Consider the following 23,774-nt stretch of genomic DNA (forward strand, 5'->3'; position numbering starts at 1 on the left):
GACGAGCAGCAGCTCCCTGCTGTACGACCCGCACACGAGGGTGTCGTGCTGCCCTCGGACGGCGGCGAACCCTGGACGCCGGGGGGAGCGGCGGACGGCAGGGCCGTACCGGCCGGCGGTCAGCCGTGGGGGCAGCCCTGGGGCCCGCAGGACGGCGCCGGCCAGGACCCGTACGGCGGGCAGGGCCAACAGCCCCCCTACGACGCCTCCGGGCAGCAGGGCCAGTACGGCGGGCAGGACGGCTACGGCCAGGGCGGGTACGACCACGGGCAGCAGCCGCCCGCGTACGGCCAGGGACAGCAGCAGCCGTACGCCCAGCCGCTGCCGCCCGAGGCGGGCCACGGCGCGGCCCCCGGCGGCGACGCCGACGCCACGCAGTACATCGCGCCGATACCCGCGGGCCCGGCGCCCGGCGGGCTGCCGCCGGAGAACCCCGCGGAGTCCACCCGGTTCCTGGGCCACGGCCCGCAGCAGGGCTACCAGCAGCCCGGCGCGCACGCCGCGCCCCCCGCGCAGGGCGGCCCGGACGCCGACGCGACCCAGTACATCCCCCCGGTCCCCGGCGGCGCCCCGTACGGCATCCGGCCCGGGGCGCCCGGCGAGCGGCAGCCGCCCGCCGAGTTCGACAACCTCTTCCGCAGCGACGCGCCCGAGGGCGCCACCCAGCAGATGCCCCGGTTCGACCCGGCGCAGCAGCACCAGGCACCGCAGCAGCCCTACCAGGCGGGCCCGCCGCAGCAGCAGCCGTACCAGGCGGGCCCGCCGCCGCAGCAGTCCTACCAGCAGCCGCCGCAGCCCCCGTACTCCGGCCCGGAGGACGGGCTGCCGCAGAACGGGGACGGGGACGGCGGGCGGCGCAAGAAGTCCGCGGCGGTTCCGCTGATCGCGGCGGTCGTCGTGGGCTGCGCGGTGATCGGGCTCGGCGCGGGCGCGCTGATGAGCGGCGGCGACGATGACGACAAGGACGCCAAGCAGCCGGTGGCTTCGGCGAGTTCACCGGCCGCCTCCGAGCCGGCCAAGGAGGAGCCGGCGCCCGACCCGGCCAAGCCGCAGGCGGAGGAGCTCGACAAGCTCCTCGCGGACAGCAACAACAGCCGGGCGGCGGTCATCGGGGCGGTCGAGAAGACCAAGTCCTGCACCGAACTGGACAAGGCCGTGTCCGACCTGAAGGGCGCCGCGCAGCAGCGCCGCGACCTGGTGACGCGCCTGGAGGGCCTGACGCTCGACAAGCTGCCGAACCACGACCGGCTGACCGCCGCGCTCACCAAGGCGTGGAAGGCGTCCGCGTCCGCCGACGACCACTACGCCGCGTGGGCCAGGCAGGCCAAGAGCAAGAAGGTGTGCAAGGACGGCCACGCCCGTACGACCTCGCACACCCAGCAGGCGACCGTGAAGAGCGAAGAGGCGAGCACGGCCAAGCGGCAGGCGGCCACCCTGTGGAACGCCATCGCGGCCAAGTACGACCTGACCAAGCGCGAGGCGACCGCGCTCTGAGCGGCCGGGTCAGCGGGTCGCGCTGGCGTCCGCGAGGGTCCGGGTGACGTCCACGAAGCCCTTCCTCGCGGCGACCAGCCGCCCGTCGCGCACGACCTGGAAGGTCACCTTGCTGTTGACGATGCGCGGGTACGCCTCCGAGCCGAGCGTGTCCTCGTAGCGCCAGCGCAGCCGGGGTGTGAGGCCGCCGGTGTCGACGCGCAGGCCCTTGACGAGGGCCTGGGTGACCTTCCCGGCGGTGACCCGCTCCTCGTGCAGCGACTCGACGACCGACTTCAGCGCGGTGTACGCGATCCAGGTGGTCTGCACGCCCGTGTCGTCCGGGTCGATCCGGTTGTCGCCGAAGGCGTGCTCGCGGATCACCTTCCGCATGGCGTCCCACCGCTTGTCGCCCGGGGCCGGGTACCAGCCGGTGACGTACGCCCCCTCGAACGGGCTGTTCCGGCCGCCCGTGCGGTCGATGAGCGGCTGCCCGACGCTGCCGAGCACCGAGGAGACGCGCACCCGCGCGCCGGCCGGCTCCAGCCGCCGGAAGGAGTCGAAGAACGTCTCCGTGCGGTCGCCGAGCACCGACGTCACACAGCCGCCGCCCGTGCCCGCGTCCGACAGCGCCCGCCCGGCCTCCTCGTCGTAGGAGGTGGCGCCCTCGGCCGCCGGTATGTCGAGCGGGGCGGGCCGGCCGGCCCCGGTGAGGCCGGTGCGCAGCAGCCACGCCTGGCTGTCGCCGCTCAGCGTGTCCGGGCGCACCAGCGCGACCCGGTCGCAGTCGCCGGAGAGCTGCTCGGCGTTGCCGGCCATGAGCGCGGACTGGCCGCCGGTCAGCGGGTAGGCCATGTAGCTGCGGAACTCCTCGTCGGAGGCGCCGTAGCCGCCGATGTACGGGATTCCGGCGGCCTCCAGCGGGGCCATGAACGACCGCCCGTGCCGGCTGTAGGAACCGAGGACCGCGACGGCCTCCTCCTCGACGGCCCGGCGCGCACAGGCCGCCGCGCCGCGCGAGGTGTCCTGTTCGTCACAGGTGACGACGCGCAGCTCGTGCCCGTCGATCCCGCCCGAGGCGTTGACCCAGCGGCCGTACGCCTGCGCCATCGCGGTCATCCCCGCCATGTTCGCCGCCTCCGGGGCCGAGTCGCCGCCCGGCGCCCAGGTGACGACGGTGACGGGCTCCCTGGAGTCCCCCGATCCCCCAGGGAGCGCGCCGCAGCCGGACAGCAGCAGGGTCCCCGCCGCCACCGCACCGGTGAGTGTTCTGGAAGGGCGGAAGGAAGGGGGGCGTCGCCGTCCGGTCATGGACCCAGACCCTTCCCGGCCCCGGGTAACGCCACGGTGTGCCGTCCTCAACGCTCGGTGACGTCACGGTGAACGGCAGGGGCCTGTACGGAAGGCCGGAAAGGGAACGTACGATCGACAACCGTGCAGCAAGGTTCCGAGAACTCTTCCCGTCGCGGCCGTCGCTCCTCCACCATGGGCGGCATGCCGCTCAACGACCTTCCGTGGTGGCGCTGGCGCAGCAACGTGCGCTCGGCGCTGCACATGCTCTCCGACCCCGTCTTCCACCACGAGTGCTGGCTGGCCGGCCGGGAGGGATACGGCGACGTCACCGACGCCGTGTACCGCCTGGTCGAGGACACCTGGCTCGACAACTGGTCCGCCGAGAAGTACGTCGGCACCATATTCAGGGACCCCGGCGAGGCCGCCCTCGTCGACGCCGCCGTGCTGCGGGTGCTGCGCATCATGCACCAGGTCGGCGCGGACGCCCCCGTCTCCGCCTACCTGGAGCACCACGGCTGGCCGGAGGCGGTCAGGGCCGCCCGCGAGGCCCATGTGCTGCTCGCCACGAACGACGGCGAGGACCCCGACGTACCGCCGCACTCCCTGGACGTGCTCCGCATCATGACCAGGACCGCCTGAACCGCCGACGGTGTGGCACGCTACGGGGATGACCGCGCCGCAGCCTGCTGACACCGTCCCCGAGCAGTACGTCCTGACCCTGTCCTGCCCCGACAAACAGGGCATCGTGCACGCCGTGTCGAGCTATCTCTTCATGACCGGCTGCAACATCGAGGACAGTCAGCAGTTCGGGGACCACGACACGGGTCTGTTCTTCATGCGCGTCCACTTCTCGGCGGGCAACCCGGTCACCGTCGACAAGCTGCGGGCGAGCTTCGCCGCGATCGGCGACTCCTTCGCCATGGACTGGCAGATCCACCGGTCCTCGGAGCGGATGCGGATCGTGCTGATGGTCAGCAAGTTCGGCCACTGCCTCAACGACCTGCTCTTCCGCTCCCGGACCGGTGCCCTGCCGGTCGAGATCGCCGCCGTCGTCTCCAACCACCCCGACTTCGCCGAGCTGGTCGCCTCGTACGACGTGCCCTTCCGGCACATCCCGGTGACCCGGGACAACAAGGCGCAGGCCGAGGCCGAGCTGCTGGAGCTGGTCCGCGAGGAGAACGTCGAGCTGGTCGTCCTGGCCCGCTACATGCAGGTCCTCTCGGACGACCTGTGCAAGCAGCTGAGCGGCCGGATCATCAACATCCACCACTCGTTCCTGCCGAGCTTCAAGGGCGCCAAGCCCTACCACCAGGCGCACGCGCGCGGTGTGAAGCTCATCGGCGCCACCGCGCACTACGTGACGGCCGACCTGGACGAGGGGCCGATCATCGAGCAGGAGGTCGAGCGCGTCGGCCACGGCGTGACACCGGACCAGCTCGTCGCCATCGGCCGCGACGTGGAGTGCCAGGCGCTGGCGCGCGCGGTGAAGTGGCACGCGGAACGCCGCATCCTCCTCAACGGCCGCCGCACGGTGGTCTTCGCGTAAGGGCTGTCTCACAGCCGGCTGAGCGAGGCGGCCGCGAACAGCACGTCCTGGATCGCGTCGCGGTCCCCGTGCTGGCCGGCCGCCGCCTCCACGGGCGGCACGTGCCCGGCCACCAGCCGGCAGAACTCCACCCCGTCCAGCGCGACCTGCGCCACCGTGTGGTCCGGGGAGCCGAGGGCGGCGGGGGAGTCCAGCGCGACGTACCAGTCGCCGCCGCCCGAGCCCTCGATCTCCAGATGCAGCGAGCGCCCCGGGGACCCCGCCGCCACCAACTGACGGGCCGGCCCCGCGAGCCCCGACCGCCGCCGCCCCGCCAGCGCGGCGGGCAGCATCCGGACCGCGAGGTCGATCATCCGGTGCAGATGTCCGGCGGACGGCGGCTCGTACGGATAGTCCACCGCCTGCGCGATGTCCCCCGCGTGCACCCAGCACTCGAAGGCCCGGTCCAGCAGGGCGTCCTGCAACGGCAGCGCGAAGTCCCCGTACGACACGGACAGCTCCGAGACGTCGCGCCCCGCGAAGGACACCGTCCGGATCAGGGTGTGGCTCTGCTCGCGCCACGGCTCGCGCACCGCGCGGGTGGGCGGGATGGGGGCACGGGCCCAGTACGACTCGGTGCGCGGTGTCGGCGCGAGCGGCACCCCCTCACCCCCGCGCGGGCGGCTCCCGGCCAGCGGGTCGTCCAGCCCGAGCGCCGCGCTGACCAGGCCGTCCACGGTCATCAGGTGCCCGATCACCCCGGCGACCGTCGTCCTGCGCTGCACCCCGCGCTCGCCCTCGAACCACTTCAGCCGCACCGGCGCGTGCCACTCCGAGCCCCCGATGTCCCGCAGCAGCGCGTCCAGCCGCGCCGTCTCCGCGTCGTACGGGGTGGCCCAGTCCGGCACCGGGATCCTGGCGGGCCGCCGGCTCAGACAGCTCTCCAGCACCCGCGACCTGAGCAGCGGGTCGAGATCCAGGGGCCGGTCCGTGTGCAGCAGCCCGACCGCGTCCCGCAGCCGCAGCGCCTCGTCCGCACAGGGCGCGCACTCCGTGAGGTGCGCCTCGACGGCCTCGGTCTCCTCCGCCGAACACGCGGCCAGCGCCCAGGCCCCGAGCAGCGCCTGAAGCACGCGGTGCGGCAGCGGGGCCGGCGGCTCGACCGGGCCATCGGCCCCGTCCCCCGACGGCTCGGACACAAGCCCTGGCACCGGCTCCGACACAGGCTCACGCTCCGATACGGGCTCGGGACCGGGCTTCGGCGCCGGCGGGCGGCTCAGCTCGGCGAAGTCGTCCGCGGGGGCCCGTGGCCCCGGTATGCGCCGGGCGCCCCGCACCTCCTCCTCGCGCCCGCCCTCGTCCCGGTCATCAATGCCGCCGCTCACAGGGCCCGCCCGTATCCGGGCGGCGGGGCGCCCTCCAGCGGCCGGGTATGGGCGGTGGACAGCAGTTGCAGCCCGAGCCGCAGCCGGCGCCGCGCCTCGTCCTCGGTGACGCCGAGGTCCGTCGCGGTCTGCCGGTAGTCGCGGCGCTGGACGTACGCCAGCTCCAGCGCGGCCCGCAGCGGGGCGGGCATGGAGGCCACGATGTAGTCGGCGCGGGCCGCGGCGGTGGCCCGGCGCACCCGCTCCTCCAGCTCGTCCGGATCATCGGGCTCGTCCGCGTCGGCGTCGCCCCGGTCCCGCAGCCGCCGGACGGACGCGCGGAGCGTGAGGTGGGCCAGCCAGGACCGCATGGAGCCCTGCTTGGGGTCGTAGGCGTCCGGGTTCTCCCAGACATGGCCGAAGACCTCGCGGGTGACCAGGTCCGCCGCGTCCTCGTCGTTCAGCATCCGGTTGGCCTGGCTGTGGACGAGGGAGGCGAACCGGTCGTAGATCTCGCCGAGCGCGGCCGCCTCACCGCGGGACAGCCGCTGCTGCATCTTGCGGTCCCAGCGGGGTGGTGCGTTTTTGGCCATGCGACCCCCAGCCCTCTGCCGTCGAAACCTCGCGCTTGTCCCTCTCGTCCCGTCCGAATGTAGTCGGCCGCCCCCGCTGAGCACGCCCCTTTACGGCAAGTACGTCCCTGCGGAGGCCCCGGATGGTAGGGAATGAGTCCGCGCGCGCCGACGGAACCGGATCCGAAATGATCATTTCCTCCGGAATCGTTTCCGGGCCGTCCTGACGAGGCCGGGGTTTCGCGAGGCCCACTCGCGGGCAGCCGCGAGAGGAGGAACGCAAACTTCCGGATCACCGGGTTCCCCGGTATCCCCGGAGCGAGAGGCCCAGTGGCGTGACCCTGAAAGTCTCGGAGACCGAGCAGGACGGGTGGACCGTGCTGCACATATCCGGTGAGCTGGACCTCCTGACCTCACCCACCGTGCGTCAGTCCGTGCACGACGTGGTCGCCGTGGGCCGCCACGACGTCGTGCTCGACCTCTCGGGGGTCCAGTTCTGCGACTCCAGCGGCGTCGGCGTGCTCATCGCGCTGCGCCGCCTGATGCGTTCCTGCGGGGGCCGGCTGCGGCTGATCCTGCCCGCCCGGGGCGCGGAGGAGGGCTCCCACGTCAACCGCGTGCTCGCCGCGCTCGGCGTGCGCCGGCTGTTCGAGGTCTACCCCGACTGGGACGCCGCCGTCGACGAGGAGGCCGAACCGCTCACGGCCTGAAAGAGCCGCCAGGGGTGGACCGAACCCCAAAGTGACACGTGACGCCTCCCGGCGTCGTACGCTCCCCGCATGGACAGCGCAGAGTACGAGCGCAAGATCGCCTTCCGCTTCGCCGCCTTCGACCAGGACGGCAACGGATACATCGATCGCGCGGATTTCAACGCGGCCGCGGCCCGTCTGCTCACCGAGTTCGGTACGACGGCCCGCTGCGACAAGGGGCAGGCGCTCTACAGCGGGGCAGAGGCGTTCTGGCAGGGCATGGCGGGCATCGCCGACGTCGACGGAGACCAGCGCGTCACCCGCGAGGAGTTCGTGGGCGGCGCGGTGAAGCGCCTGCGCGACAACCCGGAGCGGTTCGCGGAGATCGCCCGCCCGTTCCTGCGCGCGGCGCTCGCGGTGGCGGCGGGCCCGTCGGACGACGGCCGCGCGTCCGTACCATCGGTCGAACGGGCCCTCAGGGTCCTGGGCGCCGGCCCCGACGCGGCGGCCTTCGCCGCGCAGAGCCTGGACGTGGACCGGGACGGCGGGGTCGTCGAGGACGACGCGGTGGCCGCGCTCGCGGCGTACGTAACGGTGATCGAACCGGGCCCTTGAGCGGGGCCCTTGGGCGGGCGGCATCCCCGGGGCTCGCCCCGGTCCGGGGCGCGGGGTTCTGTCCTCAAGCGCCGGACGGGCTTGGCTGCGGCGCCGGCCCCCGCGGGTTTGCCCCGTCCCGGGCCGACCGGTTCCGTCCTCAATCGCCGGACGGGCGGGGCCCTTGGGCGGGCGGCATCCCCGGGGCTCGCCCCGCCCCGGGGCGGAGGGTTCCGTCCTCAAGCGCCGGACGGGCTTGAGTGGGGCGTCGGTCCTCGCGGGTTTGTCCCGGTCCGGGCCGACCGGTTCCGTCCTCAAGCGCCGGACGGGCTTGGGTGGGGCGTCGGTCCCCGTGGGTTTGTCCCGGTCCGGGCCGACCGGTTCTGTCCTCAAGCGTCGGACGGCTTGGGTGGGGCGTCGGCCCTCGCGGGTTTGGCCTGTCCCGGGCCGATCGGTTCCGTCCTCAATCGCCGGACGGGCTGAAGAGCACGCCTGCGCGTCCTGGGTGGGGTCCGGGGTCCCTCCGGGGCGTCTCCTCGGACGACGAACGTTCGGCGGGTACGCAGCCGTGCCCGGGTATCTGTTCGTCGTCCTGCGGGGACTCCCCTGCACGCCCCCGGACCGGCCGCCACGCGTCTGCACGCCGGTGGGACGACTGTCGCAGACGCATAGGCGTCCGGGTGGGGGCGTGCAGGGGAGTCCCCGCAGAAAATGGCGTACGACCGGGGTCCTCCGCGTCGTCGGGTGAACACGCCATTTTTGAGGAGTCTGCCCGGAGGGACCCCGCCCCCACCCACCGGACGGTGGGCGACCCGCACCCCACGGACGACGACGCCCCCAAGCCCGTCCGGCGATTGAGGACGGAACCCCGCACCCCTCACCCCCGCACCCCTCACCCCCGCCCCCCGAACCGCTCCCGCAGCCGGTACTTCAGTACCTTCCGTAACGCCCCGTTCCGTGGCAGCTCGGACACCAGTTCCAGCTGCTCCGGCAGCTTGTGGACCGCGAGCCCCGCCCCCCGCAGGTACGCCGTCAGGTCGGGGAGGCCGAGGGGCGGCGCGGCGCCCCCGCGTGGGACCACGACCGCGCACACCCGCTCGCCCCGCTCCGCGTCCGGCAGTCCGATGACCGCCGCGTCGCCCACCGACGGGTGCGCCGCGAGCAGGTCCTCGATCTCCTTCGCCGAGATGTTCTCGCCCTTGCGGATGATGACGTCCTTGAGCCGCCCCGTGAGGACGAGGTGCCCGCTGGGCAGCAGGTGTCCGAGGTCGCCGGTGACGAGGAACCCCTCCGCGTCGAACGCCTCGGCCGTGGCGCGCGGGTCGAGGTACCCCCGGCAGACCGCCTCGCCCCGCAACCGCACCTCCCCGTCCACCCCGCACGGCACCACCGCACCGGACGCGTCGGTGATCCGGATCTCCATGCCCGGGGGCGGCAGCCCCTCCGTGCCGGCGAGGTGTTCCGCCGTGTCGTCGGGCGCGCCCATGGTGATCATGGGGACCTCGGTCATGCCGTAGCCGTGGGTCAGCTGGACGCCCATCTCGCGGACGACCGCGTGGTACAGCTCGGGCGGCTTGGGCGCGCCCCCGCCCGCGAGGAGCCGCAGGGTAGGCACAATCGGCGCCCCAGGCGCCTCCGGCGCCCCCCGCGCCCCCGCCGCCTCCCGTTGTGCGGCGAGCAGCATCGAGTAGAACGCCGTCGAACCCCCCGCGACCGTCACCCCGTGCCGCCGGTACCCCGCCAGGGCCCCCGGCATCGCGAAGTGCTCGAAGAGCACCGCGGGGAGCCCGTACAGGAGGAGCATGACCGCGTAGTCGGGCCCGCCGACATGGGCGAACGGGAAGGCGATCGACCCCACGTCGGCGGCGGACAGCCGCAACGCGTGGGCGAGGCAGGCGCCGGCCGCGATGAGGCTGCGGTCGGTGTGGAGGACGCCCTTGGGGTCGGACGTGGTGCCCGAGGTCCAGTAGATCCAGCGGACGGCGCTCCCGTCGGACGGCGGCGCCGGCAGTGACTCGGGGTCGCCGTCGGGCAGCGCCCCGTACGCCTCGAAGACGTGGGGCGGGCGGTCGAGGCCGGCCGCGAGCCGGGCGGCCATCTCCGTGTGGTCGAACCCTCGCCACGTGCCCGGGACCGCGAAGAACTCCGCCCCGGACTCCCGCAGCGCGAACCCCGTCTCGCGGTCGCGGTAGAAGGGGATGACGGGGCTCTGGACGGCGCCGATCCGGGTCAGCGCGAAGGACAGGAGAACCGTTTCGAGGCGGGTGGGCAGCTGCCAGGCGACGACGGTGCCGGGGCGGACGCCCGCCGCGTGCAGCCCGGCCGCGACGCGCTCGGCGCGATCGCGCAGGGCGCCGAAGGTGAGGACGCGGTCGTCCTGGAGCAGGAAGGGCCGGCCGGGCGTCAGCGCGGCCCGGCGCTCGACCAGCTCCCAGAAGGTCCCCGAGGCGCTCAGGGCGTGTGCGGTGTCGTTCACGGCGAACCCCCATAACTGACGACCAGTCAGATTCAACCGAGAGCGTAGGGCTCCGCGCCTTGTCGGTCCAGGGGTGCGGGGCTAGCCTGAGGGCGACAACAATCTGACGGGTCATCAGAAAACGTGCCGCGTCGAAGGGGACACCATGACGGAACTGCCTCGGATCGTCAGCGTCGACGACCATGTGATCGAGCCGCCGCACCTGTTCTCGACGTGGCTGCCCGCCCGGTACCGCGAGCGCGGACCGCAGCCGCTGACGGCGGGCATCGGGGAGCTGGCGTACGTCGGCGGCAAGTACGTCATCACGATGGACCCGGACGGCCCGCCGACCGACTGGTGGATCTACGAGGACCTCAAGTTCCCGTACAAGCGGAACATCGCGGCCGTGGGCTTCGACCGGGACGACATGACGCTGGAGGGGATCACCAGGGCCGAGATGCGGCGCGGCTGCTGGGACCCGGTGGAGCGGCTGAAGGACATGGACCTCAACCATGTCGAGGCGAGCCTCTGCTTCCCCACGTTCCCGCGTTTCTGCGGGCAGACCTTCGCCGAGGCGCACGACAAGGAGGTCGCGCTGGCGTGTGTGCGCGCGTACAACGACTGGATGGTCGAGGAGTGGTGCGGGGACAGCGGCGGCAGGCTGATCCCGCTGTGCGTCATCCCGCTCTGGGACATCGGCCTCGCGGTCGCGGAGATCAGGCGGAACGCGGCGCGCGGGGTGCGGGCGGTGACGTTCTCGGAGATCCCGACCCACCTCGGACTGCCGTCGATCCACACCGGGTACTGGGACCCGTTCTTCGCGGTGTGCGAGGAGACCGGCACGGTCGTGAACATGCACATCGGGTCCAGCTCGCAGATGCCCGCCGCGTCGCCCGACGCCCCGCCCGCCGTGCAGGCGTCGCTCTCGTTCAACAACGCGATGGCCTCGATGATGGACTTCCTGTTCAGCGGGGTCCTGGTGAGGTTCCCCCGGCTCAAGCTCGCGTACAGCGAGGGCCAGATGGGCTGGATCCCGTACGCCCTGGAGCGCGCCGACGACGTGTGGGAGGAGCACCGGGCGTGGGGCGGGGTGCGCGACCTGATTCCGGAGCCGCCGTCGACGTACTACTACCGGCAGATCTTCTGCTGCTTCTTCCGCGACAAGCACGGCGTCGCCTCGCTCGACGTCGTCGGCCGGGACAACGCCACCTTCGAGACGGACTACCCGCACGTCGACTCGACCTTCCCGCACACCAAGGAGGTCGCCCTCGACCACGTCAAGGGACTGGACGAGGAGACCGTCTACAAACTGATGCGCGGAAACGCGATCCGGATGCTCGGCCTGGACCTCGACAGGTAGGCCGGTCATGGACCTCGCGTACACGCAGGAGGAGCGGGAGTTCCGGGCGCGGCTGCGGGAGTGGCTGGCCGCCGTGCTGCCCGGCCTGCCGCCGAGGCCGGACCCCGCCGACTGGCCGGGCCGCCGGGCCTACGACGCCGGCTGGCAGCGGCTGCTGTACGACGCCGGGTACGCGGGGCTGCACTGGCCGGCCGACGCGGGCGGCCGGGGCGCCACCCCCACCCAGCACCTGATCTTCCTGGAGGAGACGGAACGGGCCGGTGCGCCCTACGTGGGGGCGAACTTCGTCGGGCTGCTGCACGCGGGCCCCACCATCGCCGCCGAGGGCAGCCCGGAGCAGCGCGCCCGCTGGCTGCCGCCGGTCCTGCGCGGCGACGAGATGTGGTGCCAGGGCTTCAGCGAGCCGGGCGCCGGATCGGACCTGGCCGCGCTGCGCACCCGGGCGGTGCGCGACGGCGACGCCTACGTGGTCAGCGGGCAGAAGATCTGGACCTCGCACGCGGAGGTCGCCGACTGGTGCGAACTGCTCGTACGGACGGACGCGGCGGCCCCGAAGCACCGGGGGATCAGCTGGCTGGCGATGCGGATGGACGCCCCCGGCGTCACCGTCCGGCCGCTGCGCACGCTCGCCGGGTCGACGGAGTTCGCGGAGGTGTTCCTCGACGAGGTGCGGGTGCCGCTCGCGCACCGGGTGGGCGCCGAGAACGACGGCTGGCGGGTCACCATGGTCACGCTCTCCTTCGAGCGCGGCACGGCCTTCGTCGGCGAGGTCGTCGCCTGCCGCCGCACCCTGGACGCGCTGGCCGCCGAGGCCCGGCGCACCGGGCGCTGGGACGATCCGGTGCTGCGCCGCAGGCTGGGCCGGCTCGCCGCCGAGTTCCAGGCGCTGTGGCGGCTCACCCAGTGGAACGTGAGCGAGGCCCAGCGGTCCGGCGGTGTCCCGGGGGCCGGCGGCTCGGTCTTCAAACTGCGCTACTCGCACGCCCGCCAGGAGCTGTACGAGGCGGCGGCCGAGGTGCTGGGCGCGGGTGACGCCCTCGATCTGGACCGGGAGTGGGTGCGCGACCGGCTCTCCTCGCTCTCGTACACCATCGCGGCCGGCACCTCGCAGATTCAGCGCAACATCGTCGCCGAGCGCATTCTCGGCCTGCCGAAGGGGCGGTGAGCGCACCCATGGACTTCCAGCTCTCGGACGACCAGCGGGCGCTGCGGGAGGGCATCGCCCAACTGCTGGCGGGCCGGTTCGGCCGGGACCGGATGCGGGCGGCGCACGACGGCGGCGGGGGCGTGGACCGGGCGCTGTGGGCGGAGCTGGGCGCGGCCGGGCTCTTCGCGCTGCGGCTGCCGGAGGCGGCGGGCGGGGTCGGCCTCGGCCTGCCGGAATCCGTACTTATGTTCGAAGAGCTGGGGCGGGCCCTGCTGCCGGGCCCACTGGCCGCCACCGAGCTGGCCGCAGGCGCGGTGAAGGGCGCCGCGCGGGGTGAGGCGGTGGTCGCGCAGACGGAGGCCGGGCAGCCGGTGGCGCACCTCGCGGACGCCGACGCGCTGCTCGTGCTGGCCGGCGACGAGGCGTACGTCCTGGCCGGCGGGCCGCTGCGACGCGTCCTGGACGGGGCCCGGCCGGTGCGCTCGGCCGACCCGGGCACGCCGCTGTGGCGGCCGGCCGCCCTGCCCGCGTACGCCGCCGAGGGCGAGCCCGTGCCCGGCGGCGGGGCACGGCTGCGCCGCGAGGGGGCCCTGCTGACCGCCGCCGAACAGCTCGGCAGCGCCGGACGCAGCCTGGAGGAGGCGGTTCAACACGCCCGTGACCGCGAACAGTTCGGCGCGCCCATCGGCTCCTTCCAGGCGGTCAAACACCTGTGCGCCGAGATGCTGGTCCGTACCGGAACGGCCCGCGCCGCGGTCTACGCGGCGGCCGTGACGGGCGACCCCGCGGAGATCGCCGGGGCCAAACTCCTCGCCGACGAGGCGGCCGTCCGCAACGCCCGCGACTGCCTCCAGGTGCAGGGGGGCATGGGCTTCACCTGGGAGGCAGACGTCCACCTGCGCCTCAAGCGGGCCTGGCTGCGGGCCGGGCAGTGGCTGGCGGCGGCGGACGCGGAGGAGGAGCTGGCCGCGGGTCTCGGCCGGGCGGAGCCGGTGGGTGCCCCGCGCACGCACGTGACGCGTCACACCCCTCGGCTTCACGCTGCGGAGTGACACAGCGCGATCGATGTCCGGCGATACCGGCTTGTGTCCTTTGCGTGATTCGTCACGGGGTGGAGTCGGCGCCGGGCTCGGGTACGCTCCGTTGGATGCGAGTAGTTCTGGAACCTGGCAGTCCGGATGCGTCCCGTGCGGCGCCTCCGGTCCGCACGAGGTGCGCTGCTCGCGGTCCACACAGAGGGGCCGGGCCTGCCGGGAAGAGGATTTCCCGGCGCGTACGGCGCCGCTGTTCGACTCTCCGCAACGGGCGTCGCACAGTATGCACTACGCGTACTCCTTCGCGCTGGAATATGCCCGAAGCGCTTGTTGCGGTGACTGTACGTCAACCATGCTGTCTTGTAAGGGAATCACGTTCCGTGACCCTGAGGAGGCGCGAGGCGATGTGTCCGCCGGTTCGGATGGTGTGAGCGGTGCAGGTGCTTCAGGTTCAGTTGGAGGTCGGGCCCGACCCCGCGGAGGTCGGACGGGCTCGCAGATGGGCGCGCTCGCGGCTCGCCGGGTCCGGCGTGCGGGACGACGAGCCACTCGCCGAGACGCTCATCCTGCTCATCTCGGAACTCGTGACGAACGCGGTGGTGCACACCGGCTGTCCGGCCGTGCTGCGCATGCTGTTCGGCCCGACGGGCGCCCCGGGGGACGCGGGGACCGTACGGGTCGAGGTGGCCGACGCCAGCTGCCGCCCGCCGCAGCAGCGGCACGCACGCGGTGAGGACACCGGCGGCCGGGGTCTGGAGCTGGTCGACGGTCTGGCCGACCGCTGGGGCTGGCAGCCGGAGGGCGCGGGCAAGCGCATCTGGTGCGAGGTCGACCGGAGCATCCCCGTCATCCAGGTCCAGATGCAGCCCGGCGCCCACGGCGTGGCTCAGAGCACGGCCACGGGCGCGACCGGGGTGCCCGTCGCCCCGGTGAACGGCTCGGGCATGGCCGAGAGCAGGAACGCGTAGCGCGCCCGGTCGGCGCAGGCGGTGGACAGTGCCTCCAGGTTCCAGTTCTGGCCCTGCGGCATGCCCATCTCGACCAGGTCCAGCGCGTGCACGCCCAGCCAGAGGTCCTCGATCTCCGGCGGGAAGATCTCGAAGGTCAGCGTGTCGTTGGCGACCGCCGCCACGTCGCGCGCCCGGAACCACTCCGGTGTACGGATCGAGAGCCCCGGTGACGGGTAGCCGTACCCGTTCTTGTCCCCGGCCAGGTACACCCGCACCTGCCCGGTGCGTACGAGGACGACGTCCCCGGCCCGTACCCGCACCCCGGCCAGTTCCTCCGCCGCCTCCAGGTCCTCCGGCGTGACCGCGTGGCCGCCGGGCAGCCGGTCCACGCCGTGGGCGCGGGCCACGTCGAGGAGCACCCCGCGCGAGACGACGGGCGGCATCGTGCCGATCCCGCTGAACCGGGCGCCCTCGTGCGCGGTGATCGTGTCGGCGGGGCGGCCGTTGTAGATCCGCCCCGAATGCGAGGCGTGCGTCAGGGCGTCCCAGTGGGTGGCCGTCTGGAGACTCAGCACGGCGGAGTCGTCGCTGGTGGCGACGGTGCCGGGGCCGAACAGCTCCTGGTTGATCTGGACCATCGTGTGCAGCGGATTGATCCGCCCCGGTACGAGGCCGCTCTGCACCCCGTCCTGCTGGAGCGGCAGCGCGAGCGGTACGCGCAGCCCCGCGCGGACGGTGGCGGCGGCCTCCCGGACCACCTCGTCGGTGATCAGGTTGAGCGTCCCGATCTCGTCGTCCGCGCCCCAGCGCCCCCAGTTGTTGACGCGCTGGGCGAGGTCGTGGAACTCGTCCGGCAGTGACATGGCGCCTCCTGGGGCTTGTGCCGGTGGACCTGATGACCCGTAGAATCTAACGGTCCGTCAGAAACCGCGGGAAGGGGCCGGGCATGGGGAACTTCTTGGCAGGCAAGGTCGTCGCCGTGACCGGGGCGGGGCGCGGCATCGGCCGGGCCGTCGCGCTCGCGGCGGCGGCGGAGGGGGCGAAGGTCGTCGTCAACGACTACGGCGTCCCCATCGAGGGCGGCGAACCGGTGAGCGGGATAGCCGAGTCCGTCGTCGAGGAGATCGGGGCGGCGGGCGGCGAGGCGGTCGCCGTCGCCGACGACATCTCCACGATGGCCGGCGGGCAGCGGGTCGTGGACACCGCGCTCGAACGGTACGGACGGATCGACGGCGTCGTCTGCGTGGCCGGCATCCTGCGCGAACGGATGCTGTTCAACATGTCCGAGGCGGAGTGGGACCCGGTCGTCGCCACCCACCTCAAGGGCACCTTCACCGTCTTCCGGGCCGCGTCGGCGGTCATGCGCAAGCAGGAGGGCGCCGGCACGCTGATCGGCTTCACCAGCGGCAACCACCAGGGGAGCGTGGCCCAGGCGAACTACAGCGCGGCGAAGGGCGGCATCATCTCGCTCGTGCGCAGCGCGGCGCTCGGCCTCCACAAGTACGGTGTCACGGCGAACGCGGTCGCGCCCGTGGCGCGCACCCGGATGTCCGCCAACGTCCCCATGGAGCTGAAGGAGATCGGCGAGCCGGAGGACGTGGCGGCGCTCGTCGTCTACCTCCTCAGCGAGCGGGCCCGCGCCGAGAGGATCACCGGCCAGGTGTACACGATCGCGGGCCCCAAGATCGCGGTCTGGGCCCAGCCGAGGGAACTGCGCGCGGCGTACGCCGAGGGCGGCGCCTGGACCCCGGAACGCATCGCTGACTTCCTGCCGGGGACGGTGGGGGCGGACCCGATGCCGATGCTGGCGCGGCTGGAGGAGATGGCGGAGGCGGCGCGCGCGAAGTCCCGCCCCAACGCGTGAGCGCTGCGCTGCGCCCTTCCGGCGGTCGCCTCAGGCCCCCCCGGCGGCCACTTCCAGCCCGTCGGCGGTTGCCTCAGCCCCCTTCCGGCGGTCGCCTCAGCCCTCCCGGCGGTCGCCTCATGCCCCTTCCGTGGTTGCGCCAAGCCCGTCCGGCGGTCACTTCCAGCCCCTCCGGCGATTGAGGAGCGGGGGTTCGGGGGCGGAGCCCCCGGGGCGCTGCCCCGGACCCCGCTCCTCAATCGCCGGAGGGGCTTGGTTTTCCGCCCTGCTCCTCAATCGCCGGGGGGGGGGCTTGGTTTTCCGCCGGAGGGGCCGGCACTGCCCCCGAGGGGATGGAGTCGCCCCGAGGGTGGCGCCGCCCCAGGAGTGGAAGCGAGCCCGGAAGGGCTCATCGCACCCCCAACCGAAGGAGCCGTACATGAGAGGCATCGTCTTTGACGGCAAGCGGGCCCAGGTCGTGCACGATCTGGAGGTTCGGGACCCCGCCCCCGGCGAGGTCCGGGTCGCGGTCGCCGCCGCAGGCATCTGTCACAGTGACCTGTCGGTGATCGACGGCACCATCCCGTTCCCGCCGCCCGTCGTCCTCGGCCACGAGGGCGCCGGCATCGTGGACGCGGTCGGCCCCGGCGTCACGCACGTCGTCCCCGGCGACCACGTCGCGCTGTCCACGCTCGCCAACTGCGGGGCCTGCGCGCAGTGCGACCGGGGGCGGCCCACGATGTGCCGGAAGGCGATCGGGCGGCCCGGCCGCCCGTTCACGCGGGGTGGCGAGCCGCTGTACCAGTTCGCGTCGAACTCCGCGTTCGCGGAGAAGACCGTGGTCAAGGCGGTGCAGGCGGTGAAGATCCCCGAGGACCTGCCGCTCACCTCGGCTGCCCTGATCGGCTGCGGGGTGCTGACGGGAGTCGGAGCCGTACTGAACAGGGCGAAGGTCGACCACGGTGAGAGCGTCCTCGTGATCGGGACGGGTGGGATCGGGCTCAACGTGATCCAGGGCGCGCGGATCGCCGGCGCGCGGTGCGTCGTCGCCGTCGACTCGAACCCGGAGAAGGAGGCGGCGGCCCGTCTGTTCGGCGCCACGCACTTCCTGACGTCGGCCGACGGGGTCAGGGACATCCTGCCGAACGGCGTCGACCACGCCTTCGAGTGCGTGGGCCGTACCGAGCTGATCCGGACCGCGATCGACCTGCTCGACCGGCACGGGCAGGCGGTCCTGCTGGGCGTACCGGCGGCGACGGCCGAGGCGTCGTTCCTGGTGTCCTCGATGTACCTGGACAAGTCGATCCTCGGCTGCCGCTACGGCTCGTCGCGCCCGCAGCGGGACATCGCCCTGTACGCGGACCTCTACCGGGAGGGCCGGCTGCTGCTCGATGAACTGGTCACCGCGACCTACCCGGTGGAGGAATTCGCCGCGGCGGCGGACGACGCGCACCACGGGCGGGTGGCCCGGGGGGTGCTGGTGTTCTGAGAGGGCCGGGTCACGCCCGGTGGCCGGCTGTCGAGCGGAACGTGCGGCGGTAGACCGTCGGCGAGACCCCCAGCGCCGTCTGGAGGTGCTGTCGCAGGGACGTGGGGGTGCCGAAGCCGGCGTCCCGGGCCACCTGGTCGATCGACAGGTCGGTGGACTCCAGGAGCCGGCGCGCCAGTTCCACCCGCTGCTGGGTCAGCCACTGCACGGGGCTGACGCCGACCTCCTCGCGGAAGCGCCGGGTGAACGTCCGTACGCTCATGGACTCCTGCTGGGCCATGTCCCGCAGCTGGATCGGGCGTTCCAGCCGGCCCAGGGCCCAGGCGCGGGCGGTGGTCGTCGTGGCGAACTGCGTGTCGGGGACCGGTCGCTGGATGTACTGCGCCTGGCCGCCGTCGCGGTGCGGCGGTACGACCGTGCGCCGGGCGACGTCGTTGGCGACGGCGGTGCCGTGGTCGCGGCGCACCATGTGCAGGCAGAGGTCGATCCCGGCGGCGACCCCGGCGGAGGTCAGGACGTCGCCGTCGTCGATGAACAGGACGTCGGGGTCGACCCGGACGGCGGGGAAGAGCTGCTGGAAGTGGTCGGCGGAGGACCAGTGCGTGGTGGCGGGGCGCCCGTCGAGATAGCCGGCGGCGGCCAGGACGTAGCTGCCGGTGCAGATGGACACCATCCGGGTGCCCGGCCGGACGTACGCCAGCGCGGCGGCCAGCTCCTCGGTCAGCCGGCCCTCGTCGTGGACGGGTCCCAGCTCGTAGCTGGCGGGGACGACGACCGTGTCGGCGGTGGCGAGGGCTTCCGGCCCGTGCTCGACGGTGATCGTGAAGTCCGCGTCGGTGCGGACCGGTCCCGGCGGACGCGCGGAGCAGGTCACGACGTCGTACAGTTTCCGGCCCCGGTCCCGGCCCCGGGGATCGTCGGTGCGGGCGAGCCCGAATATCCTCTGGGGGATGCCCAGTTCGAAGGGGAGCAGCCCATCGAGGGCGAGGACGACGACCCGGTGCGGCACAACGGTCTCCCTTCAGGGCTGCTGGTCCCGGCGAAAAGTACCTAGCTGGTATAGACCATAAGCTGATACATGTCATCGGTGTGAAGGAAAAGCCAGCAGACTCCGTGTGCATTCCCACCACGGACCACAAGCGCACCCCGGGTGACCCGTCCCCTCTCGCGTCTTCTCTCCCGTTCCTGCCCGCGGAGCCCCCGCGGCTCTGGAACCGTAACTTCCGGTTGTTCTTCGTCGCCCGGACCGCGGCGCTGTTCGGGGACGGAATGATCCCCGTCGCCCTCACCGCGGGCCTGCTCGGGGCGGGGCGGCCCCCTGCGGCGGTCGGCTACGCGCTGGCTGCCTGGATGGGCCCGCTCGCGGTGTTCGTGCTCTTCGGTGGCGTCCTCGCGGACCGGTTCACCCCGCGCCGGATGATGATCATCGCCGACGCGCTGCGGCTGGTCGGCGCCTCGGCGCTCGCCGTCTCGTTCGCCACCGGCAACCCGCCGCTGTGGGCGGTGTACGCGCTGAGCGCGGTCGCGGGCGTCGGGGCGGCGCTGTTCCAGCCGGGCGTGGCGTCCACCGTGCCCAGGGTGGCGCCGGACGTCCAGCGCGGCAACGCCGTGCTGCGGGTCTCCGAGGCGCTGATGACCATGGCGGGCCCGGCCTTCGCGGGTGTGCTCGTCGGCCTGGCGAGCGCCGGGGCGGTCTACGCGGCCAACGCGTCCACGTTCCTGGTCTCCGGGCTCTGCCTCTTCCTGCTGCGTCTGGCCCCGGCCCCCTCGGACGACGCGCCGCGCGGCTCGTTCCTCGCGGAACTGGCGGACGGCTGGCGGGAGTTCACCGCGCGCAGCTGGCTGTGGGGCGTGATAGCCATCTGGACGGTGTACGGCTTCGCCGTGCTCGGCCCGATGCTGCCGCTCACCGCCGTCGAGGTCACCGAGGCGCACGGCTCGGGCACGTACGGCGCGCTGATGGCCGTGAACGGCGCCGGCAGCGTCGTGGGCGGCCTGCTCGCGCTGCGGCTGCGACCGCGCAGGCCCCTGGCGGCGGGGGCCGTCGCGCTGACCGGGGTGTGCGTGAACCTGATCGTGCTGGGGCTCGGGCTGCCCGTACCGGCCCTGGGGGCGGGGCAGTTCGTGGCGGGCGCGGCGTCCGCGTTCTGGCTGGTGATGTGGTCGACCACCGTCCAGACACACGTACCGCCGCAGGCGCTGAACCGGCTGCACGCCTACGACGTGGCCGGTTCGCTGCTGATGGTGGCGGCGGGCCGGGCGCTCGCGGGCCCCGTCGCGGACCGGCTGGGCACGGCCGAGGTGCTGATCGCCGGGGCGGTGATCAACATGCTGGCGGTGGGCGTCCTGCTGGCGGCCCGCCCGGTGCGCCGCCTGGAACGGATCGGCTGACCCGCCCCGACGGGAGGGCGGGGGCGGCTACTTGTTGCGCGCCCGCTCCTCGGACCGCTGCATCTCGATGACCTGGAGGACGTGCGCGCTGGTCTGCCGGCGCACACTTCCGGCGACGAGCAGCCCCGTACCGGCCGCCGACAGAGGCGCGGAGATCCCCAGCAGGGTCAGCTGCTTCGGCATGGTGGTGTCCATCTCGCAGACCGACGAGGCGCGGAAGCAGTACAGCGTGTCGTCCGTGTCCCACAGCAGGAAGCCCAGCCACCCCCACAGCGCACAGGCGATGAGCAGGAGCAGGGCTCCCCAGCCCCGCATCTGCGCGGACCGGTGGTGGAAGTGCTGGCGTGCGACCCACTGCATGAAGTCCCCCGAGGACGTGGACGAACGGCGTCCGCGCGGGTGCGGCCGCCGGGCGACGCAGATCGTACGCGCCCACGGACCACGACGGCCGGGGCAGGCGCCGGAGGCGTGGCCCGATTCTTGCGAACCATGTCCCTCGGGCCACTCGTGAGGAAGGGGCGCGCGACCGGATGCTGGGCGCGTGAATCCGACAACCGAGGGCGCCGCCCCCGCAGCCGCGCCGACGACCGCCCCCGCCGCGCCCCGTCGGTGGCGTGTCCACCGGGCGTGGATCGTCGCCGCCGTCACCTTCGTGACGATCATCGGCGGCGCCGCCTTCAACTCCCTGCCCGGCCTCCTCTTCGACCCGCTCCAGGACGACTTCGGCTGGTCGCGCGGCCAGATCGGGCTCGCCGTCTCCATCGACATGGCGCTGTACGGCCTCACCGCGCCGTTCGCCGCCGCGCTGATGGACCGGTTCGGCATCCGCCGGGTGGTGGCCGTGGCGCTGAGCGCGGTCGCGGCCGGGGCGCTGGCGAGCGTGTGGATGACGGCCGCCTGGCAGCTGATGCTCTACTGGGGCGTCCTCGTCGGGCTCGGCACCGGTTCGATGGCGCTGGCCTTCTCCGCGACGGTCACCAACCGCTGGTTCGTGGCCCGGCGGGGCCTGGTCACCGGCGTCCTCACCGCGGCCGGTGCCTCGGGCCAGCTGGTCTTCCTGCCGCTGTGCGCCTGGATCGTGGACCGGCACGGCTGGCGCCCGGCCTCGGTGACCGTCGCCCTCGCCGCCCTCGTCGTCGTCCCGTTCGTCTGGCTCCTGATGCGCGACCACCCGGCCGACGTGGGGCTCGCCCCGTACGGCGGGGAGTATGTGGAGAAGCCGGCGCCCGCGCGCGGGGCGGCGGGCCGGGCCGTACGGGTCCTGCTCGACGCGGCCCGCACGGGACCGTTCTGGCTGCTCGCCGGGTCCTTCGCGATCTGCGGAGCCTCCACCAACGGCCTGATCCGTACGCACTTCGTGCCCTCGGCGCACGACCACCACATGCCCATCACCGCCGCCGCGTCGCTCCTCGCGGTCATCGGGATCTTCGACATCATCGGCACGGTCTTCTCGGGCTGGCTCACCGACCGCTTCGACGCCCGCCGGCTGCTGGCCGTCTACTACGCGCTGCGCGGCGTCTCGCTGCTCTTCCTGCCGTTCCTGATGCAGGCCACCGTCGAGCCGCCGATGGTCTTCTTCATCGTGTTCTACGGCCTGGACTGGGTCGCCACGGTCCCGCCGACCCTGGCCCTGTGCCGGGAGCGGTACGGGGAGGACAGCGCGATCGTCTTCGGCTGGGTCCTGGCCTCGCACCAGGTGGGCGCCGCGCTCGTCGCCTTCCTGGGCGGGGTGGCGCGCGACTACTTCGGCACGTACGACGTGGTCTGGTACGCGGCCGGAGCGCTGTGCGCGGCTGCGGCGCTGATGGTGCTGGTGATCCGCCGGACCGGGGAGCCGGTGAAGGCCGAACTCGCGGCGTGAACCGCCTCGCGGCGTGGAGCGCTCAGCTCTCGAAGTGCCCGAACGCCCCCCGGTGGAAGAGGAGGGGCCCCTCGTCGCCCTCCGTCGCCCCCAGCGCCTCCACCCGGCCCACCACGATGAGGTGGTCACCGCCCGTGTGAACGGCCTGGATGCGGCAGTCGACCCAGGCGGGCACGGCGTCGAGCAGCGGTGAACCGGTCGCCGGGGCGGGGGCGTACCCCACCCCGGCGAACTTGTCGGCCCCGCTGACCGCGAACCCCCGGCACAGCGCGCCCTGGTCCGCGCCCAGGATGTTGACGCAGAAGGCCCCGGCACGGGCGATGCGCGGCCAGGTCGTCGACGTACGGGCGACCATGAACGCGACGAGCGGCGGGTCGAGCGACAGCGAGGCGAACGACTGGCAGGCGAAGCCGGCCGGCCCGTCGGGGCCGTGGGCGGTGACGACGGTGACCCCGCTGGCGAAGTGCCCCAGCACCCGGCGGAACGCGCCCGGGTCGACGGGCGGCCGCTCGTCGTGGGCGACGGCCCGCAGATCGGGGCGCGGCAGTGGATCGACCGCCCCCGGTGCGGCGGCCGTCGCGGCGCCGACGGACCTGAGGTAGCGGACGGCGGTCGCGGCCATGCCTGCGTGTCCCATCACGTCGACCATTGGAACTGACGCAGCGTCAGATCGGAAGGGGTGGGGCGGCGGTTTCGGGAACCTCCTCGCGGGGCGTGCCGCGCTCCGGGTGAGAATGCACGGAGAAGGGGGGGCTCACATGGCCAGGAACGCCGCGTGGGACACGCGTAAACCGTGGGGGGCGCGGCAAGGTTCCGAGACGCCTTCGGGACCGCCGCCCGTGTGGTCCGGCCGGTCGATCGCGGCCGGTGCGGCCGCACTTTTCATGGGCGCGTTGCTCGGCGCCGAAGTCGGCGGCTTCGCGGAACTCACCGCGGAGCCGCCCGCGCCGCCGGACGGGCCCGGGGGCGGCATCCTCCTCCTGCCCTTCCTCGCGTGCGTCGGCGTTCCGGTCGCGCTGTGGGGGAGCCTGACGGTGGTGCTGCCCGTGGTGTGGGTGGCCCGCCGGGTGAGTGGCCGGCTGACCGGGCGGGACGCCTGGTGGTGGGTGCCGGTCGTCGCCGGGGTGCTGGTGAGCGTGGTCGTGGCCGTCGTCGGAGTCACCCTGCGCCCGGGGCCCGGCTCGCTGGCTCTGACCTGGCTGACGGGCGCGGTGCTGCTCACGGGGGCCGCCCTTTCGGCACGGGACGCCGCGCTGCACGGGGGACGGCTCCTGCGCACCCTCGGCTACGGAGCCCTGGCTGTGGTGGCCGTGTTCGGCATCGGGTCGGCCGCGTTCGGGGCCGGCCTGTTCACCGAGTACCGTCCGCCGAAGGCCGACGCCTCCCAGCTGACCGGCGACTGGACCGACGGGCGGGGCGGCACCCTGCGGCTGGCCGCCGACGGCACGGCCCTCGCCGAGGGGCTGACGGACCACGAGGCCGCCTACGAGGCATCCTTCGGCAACGACACGGAGCCGGATCCCGCCGAGTACCGCTGCACGGGAACGGGCACCTGGTCGTACGAGCCCGGCGACTCCACCACCTGGGACCAGCGGGTGCGGCTCCGCGTCGAAGGCTGCTCCTTCGGCGACGAGGCGGACGGCTGGCGGATCGGCGGTACGCCGGAGCGCCCGAAGCTGAACCGTGAGTACGGCGACCTCGACGCACCGGGCTGGTACACGCTCACCCGGTGAG

22 protein-coding genes are annotated in these 23,774 nt (G+C 73.4%); 14 read left to right on the forward strand and 8 right to left on the reverse strand.

What is annotated here, in order from left to right; translation table 11 throughout:
* The first annotated feature begins 45 nt into the window (after nt 1-45).
* A complete protein-coding gene (locus P8A18_RS19645; RefSeq protein ID WP_445978206.1) occupies nt 46-1,494 on the forward strand; it encodes a hypothetical protein in 1,449 nt (482 codons plus the stop codon).
* A gap of 9 nt (nt 1,495-1,503) precedes the next feature.
* Here P8A18_RS19645 and P8A18_RS19650 read toward each other — a convergent pair whose 3' ends face one another.
* Nucleotides 1,504-2,784, reverse strand: a complete 1,281-nt coding sequence (locus tag P8A18_RS19650) for an ABC transporter substrate-binding protein (protein ID WP_306056212.1) — start codon at nt 2,782-2,784, stop codon at nt 1,504-1,506.
* Nucleotides 2,785-2,958: 174 nt separating this feature from the next.
* Here P8A18_RS19650 and P8A18_RS19655 point away from each other — a divergent pair, with 174 nt between their 5' ends.
* A complete protein-coding gene (locus P8A18_RS19655) occupies nt 2,959-3,405 on the forward strand; it encodes an SCO4402 family protein (protein ID WP_018553115.1) in 447 nt (148 codons plus the stop codon).
* Nucleotides 3,406-3,433: 28 nt separating this feature from the next.
* A complete protein-coding gene (purU, locus tag P8A18_RS19660; RefSeq protein WP_306056214.1) occupies nt 3,434-4,312 on the forward strand; it encodes a formyltetrahydrofolate deformylase in 879 nt (292 codons plus the stop codon).
* A gap of 8 nt (nt 4,313-4,320) precedes the next feature.
* On the opposite strand, the gene P8A18_RS19665 is transcribed toward purU, so the two are convergent.
* Together P8A18_RS19665 and P8A18_RS19670 are read right to left on the reverse strand one after the other, a co-directional pair.
* Nucleotides 4,321-5,676, reverse strand: a complete 1,356-nt coding sequence (locus tag P8A18_RS19665; RefSeq protein ID WP_306056216.1) for a zf-HC2 domain-containing protein — start codon at nt 5,674-5,676, stop codon at nt 4,321-4,323.
* Complete coding sequence (locus tag P8A18_RS19670) at nt 5,673-6,248, reverse strand: RNA polymerase sigma factor (RefSeq protein WP_306056218.1); 576 nt, start codon at nt 6,246-6,248, stop codon at nt 5,673-5,675. Before P8A18_RS19670 ends, P8A18_RS19665 begins: the two co-directional genes overlap by 4 nt.
* A gap of 314 nt (nt 6,249-6,562) precedes the next feature.
* Here P8A18_RS19670 and P8A18_RS19675 point away from each other — a divergent pair, with 314 nt between their 5' ends.
* Complete coding sequence (locus tag P8A18_RS19675) at nt 6,563-6,937, forward strand: STAS domain-containing protein (RefSeq protein WP_306056220.1); 375 nt, start codon at nt 6,563-6,565, stop codon at nt 6,935-6,937.
* A gap of 69 nt (nt 6,938-7,006) precedes the next feature.
* Nucleotides 7,007-7,531: an EF-hand domain-containing protein gene (locus tag P8A18_RS19680; RefSeq protein ID WP_018553110.1), complete on the forward strand. Its 525-nt coding sequence runs from the start codon at nt 7,007-7,009 to the stop codon at nt 7,529-7,531.
* Between the two features lie 871 nt (nt 7,532-8,402).
* On the opposite strand, the gene P8A18_RS19685 is transcribed toward P8A18_RS19680, so the two are convergent.
* Nucleotides 8,403-9,986: a class I adenylate-forming enzyme family protein gene (locus tag P8A18_RS19685; RefSeq protein ID WP_306056223.1), complete on the reverse strand. Its 1,584-nt coding sequence runs from the start codon at nt 9,984-9,986 to the stop codon at nt 8,403-8,405.
* A 145-nt stretch (nt 9,987-10,131) separates the two neighbouring features.
* Here P8A18_RS19685 and P8A18_RS19690 point away from each other — a divergent pair, with 145 nt between their 5' ends.
* The 4 genes from P8A18_RS19690 to P8A18_RS19705 all read left to right on the forward strand — a co-directional run bounded on the left by P8A18_RS19690 (nt 10,132) and on the right by P8A18_RS19705 (nt 14,474).
* Nucleotides 10,132-11,325: an amidohydrolase family protein gene (locus P8A18_RS19690; protein WP_306056225.1), complete on the forward strand. Its 1,194-nt coding sequence runs from the start codon at nt 10,132-10,134 to the stop codon at nt 11,323-11,325.
* Between the two features lie 7 nt (nt 11,326-11,332).
* Nucleotides 11,333-12,490 (forward strand): acyl-CoA dehydrogenase, encoded by a 1,158-nt coding sequence (locus tag P8A18_RS19695; RefSeq protein WP_306056227.1) that lies wholly within the window; start codon nt 11,333-11,335, stop codon nt 12,488-12,490.
* A gap of 8 nt (nt 12,491-12,498) precedes the next feature.
* Nucleotides 12,499-13,524: an acyl-CoA dehydrogenase family protein gene (locus tag P8A18_RS19700; RefSeq protein WP_306061011.1), complete on the forward strand. Its 1,026-nt coding sequence runs from the start codon at nt 12,499-12,501 to the stop codon at nt 13,522-13,524.
* Nucleotides 13,525-13,940: 416 nt separating this feature from the next.
* Nucleotides 13,941-14,474, forward strand: a complete 534-nt coding sequence (locus P8A18_RS19705) for an ATP-binding protein (protein ID WP_234018176.1) — start codon at nt 13,941-13,943, stop codon at nt 14,472-14,474.
* Here the strand turns inward: P8A18_RS19705 and P8A18_RS19710 are convergent.
* Entirely contained in the window at nt 14,393-15,319 is a 927-nt protein-coding gene (locus tag P8A18_RS19710; protein ID WP_306056229.1) for a cyclase family protein, read from the reverse strand. The genes P8A18_RS19705 and P8A18_RS19710 overlap by 82 nt on opposite strands.
* Before the next feature lie 83 nt (nt 15,320-15,402).
* Between P8A18_RS19710 and P8A18_RS19715 the strand changes: the two genes are divergently transcribed.
* Together P8A18_RS19715 and P8A18_RS19720 are read left to right on the forward strand one after the other, a co-directional pair.
* Entirely contained in the window at nt 15,403-16,320 is a 918-nt protein-coding gene (locus P8A18_RS19715) for an SDR family oxidoreductase (protein ID WP_306056231.1), read from the forward strand.
* 418 nt (nt 16,321-16,738) lie between these two features.
* Entirely contained in the window at nt 16,739-17,788 is a 1,050-nt protein-coding gene (locus P8A18_RS19720; RefSeq protein WP_306056233.1) for a Zn-dependent alcohol dehydrogenase, read from the forward strand.
* Between the two features lie 10 nt (nt 17,789-17,798).
* On the opposite strand, the gene P8A18_RS19725 is transcribed toward P8A18_RS19720, so the two are convergent.
* Entirely contained in the window at nt 17,799-18,797 is a 999-nt protein-coding gene (locus P8A18_RS19725) for a GlxA family transcriptional regulator (protein ID WP_306056234.1), read from the reverse strand.
* 104 nt (nt 18,798-18,901) lie between these two features.
* On the opposite strand from P8A18_RS19725, the gene P8A18_RS19730 reads away from it, so the two are divergent.
* Complete coding sequence (locus P8A18_RS19730) at nt 18,902-20,179, forward strand: MFS transporter (protein ID WP_371933694.1); 1,278 nt, start codon at nt 18,902-18,904, stop codon at nt 20,177-20,179.
* Nucleotides 20,180-20,206: 27 nt separating this feature from the next.
* Here P8A18_RS19730 and P8A18_RS19735 read toward each other — a convergent pair whose 3' ends face one another.
* Nucleotides 20,207-20,539, reverse strand: coding sequence for a hypothetical protein (locus P8A18_RS19735; protein WP_306056236.1), 333 nt, complete (start codon nt 20,537-20,539; stop codon nt 20,207-20,209).
* Between the two features lie 181 nt (nt 20,540-20,720).
* Between P8A18_RS19735 and P8A18_RS19740 the strand changes: the two genes are divergently transcribed.
* Nucleotides 20,721-22,040: an MFS transporter gene (locus tag P8A18_RS19740; protein WP_306056238.1), complete on the forward strand. Its 1,320-nt coding sequence runs from the start codon at nt 20,721-20,723 to the stop codon at nt 22,038-22,040.
* 22 nt (nt 22,041-22,062) lie between these two features.
* Here the strand turns inward: P8A18_RS19740 and P8A18_RS19745 are convergent, their stop codons facing one another.
* On the reverse strand, nt 22,063-22,662 hold the full coding sequence (locus P8A18_RS19745; RefSeq protein ID WP_306061015.1) for a flavin reductase family protein: 600 nt from the start codon (nt 22,660-22,662) through the stop codon (nt 22,063-22,065).
* A 262-nt stretch (nt 22,663-22,924) separates the two neighbouring features.
* Here P8A18_RS19745 and P8A18_RS19750 point away from each other — a divergent pair, with 262 nt between their 5' ends.
* Nucleotides 22,925-23,773: a hypothetical protein gene (locus tag P8A18_RS19750; RefSeq protein ID WP_306056240.1), complete on the forward strand. Its 849-nt coding sequence runs from the start codon at nt 22,925-22,927 to the stop codon at nt 23,771-23,773.
* Nucleotide 23,774 lies beyond the last annotated feature (1 nt).

Origin of the sequence: Streptomyces sp. Mut1 (genome assembly GCF_030719295.1) — a bacterium.
In the GTDB taxonomy this organism is placed as follows: domain Bacteria; phylum Actinomycetota; class Actinomycetes; order Streptomycetales; family Streptomycetaceae; genus Streptomyces; species Streptomyces castrisilvae.

What these genes read in the sequence shown, in the direction of transcription:
- P8A18_RS19655 (WP_018553115.1), top strand. Translation starts at nt 2,959, where the DNA reads ATGGGCGGCATGCCGCTCAACGACCTTCCGTGGTGGCGCTGGCGCAGC.
- P8A18_RS19735 (WP_306056236.1), bottom strand. Translation starts at nt 20,539, where the DNA reads ATGCAGTGGGTCGCACGCCAGCACTTCCACCACCGGTCCGCGCAGATG.
- P8A18_RS19670 (WP_306056218.1), bottom strand. Translation starts at nt 6,248, where the DNA reads ATGGCCAAAAACGCACCACCCCGCTGGGACCGCAAGATGCAGCAGCGG.
- P8A18_RS19710 (WP_306056229.1), bottom strand. Translation starts at nt 15,319, where the DNA reads ATGTCACTGCCGGACGAGTTCCACGACCTCGCCCAGCGCGTCAACAAC.
- P8A18_RS19650 (WP_306056212.1), bottom strand. Translation starts at nt 2,784, where the DNA reads ATGACCGGACGGCGACGCCCCCCTTCCTTCCGCCCTTCCAGAACACTC.
- P8A18_RS19690 (WP_306056225.1), top strand. Translation starts at nt 10,132, where the DNA reads ATGACGGAACTGCCTCGGATCGTCAGCGTCGACGACCATGTGATCGAG.
- purU (WP_306056214.1), top strand. Translation starts at nt 3,434, where the DNA reads ATGACCGCGCCGCAGCCTGCTGACACCGTCCCCGAGCAGTACGTCCTG.
- P8A18_RS19700 (WP_306061011.1), top strand. Translation starts at nt 12,499, where the DNA reads ATGGACTTCCAGCTCTCGGACGACCAGCGGGCGCTGCGGGAGGGCATC.
- P8A18_RS19720 (WP_306056233.1), top strand. Translation starts at nt 16,739, where the DNA reads ATGAGAGGCATCGTCTTTGACGGCAAGCGGGCCCAGGTCGTGCACGAT.
- P8A18_RS19750 (WP_306056240.1), top strand. Translation starts at nt 22,925, where the DNA reads ATGGGCGCGTTGCTCGGCGCCGAAGTCGGCGGCTTCGCGGAACTCACC.
- P8A18_RS19695 (WP_306056227.1), top strand. Translation starts at nt 11,333, where the DNA reads ATGGACCTCGCGTACACGCAGGAGGAGCGGGAGTTCCGGGCGCGGCTG.
- P8A18_RS19745 (WP_306061015.1), bottom strand. Translation starts at nt 22,662, where the DNA reads ATGGCCGCGACCGCCGTCCGCTACCTCAGGTCCGTCGGCGCCGCGACG.
- P8A18_RS19715 (WP_306056231.1), top strand. Translation starts at nt 15,403, where the DNA reads ATGGGGAACTTCTTGGCAGGCAAGGTCGTCGCCGTGACCGGGGCGGGG.
- P8A18_RS19680 (WP_018553110.1), top strand. Translation starts at nt 7,007, where the DNA reads ATGGACAGCGCAGAGTACGAGCGCAAGATCGCCTTCCGCTTCGCCGCC.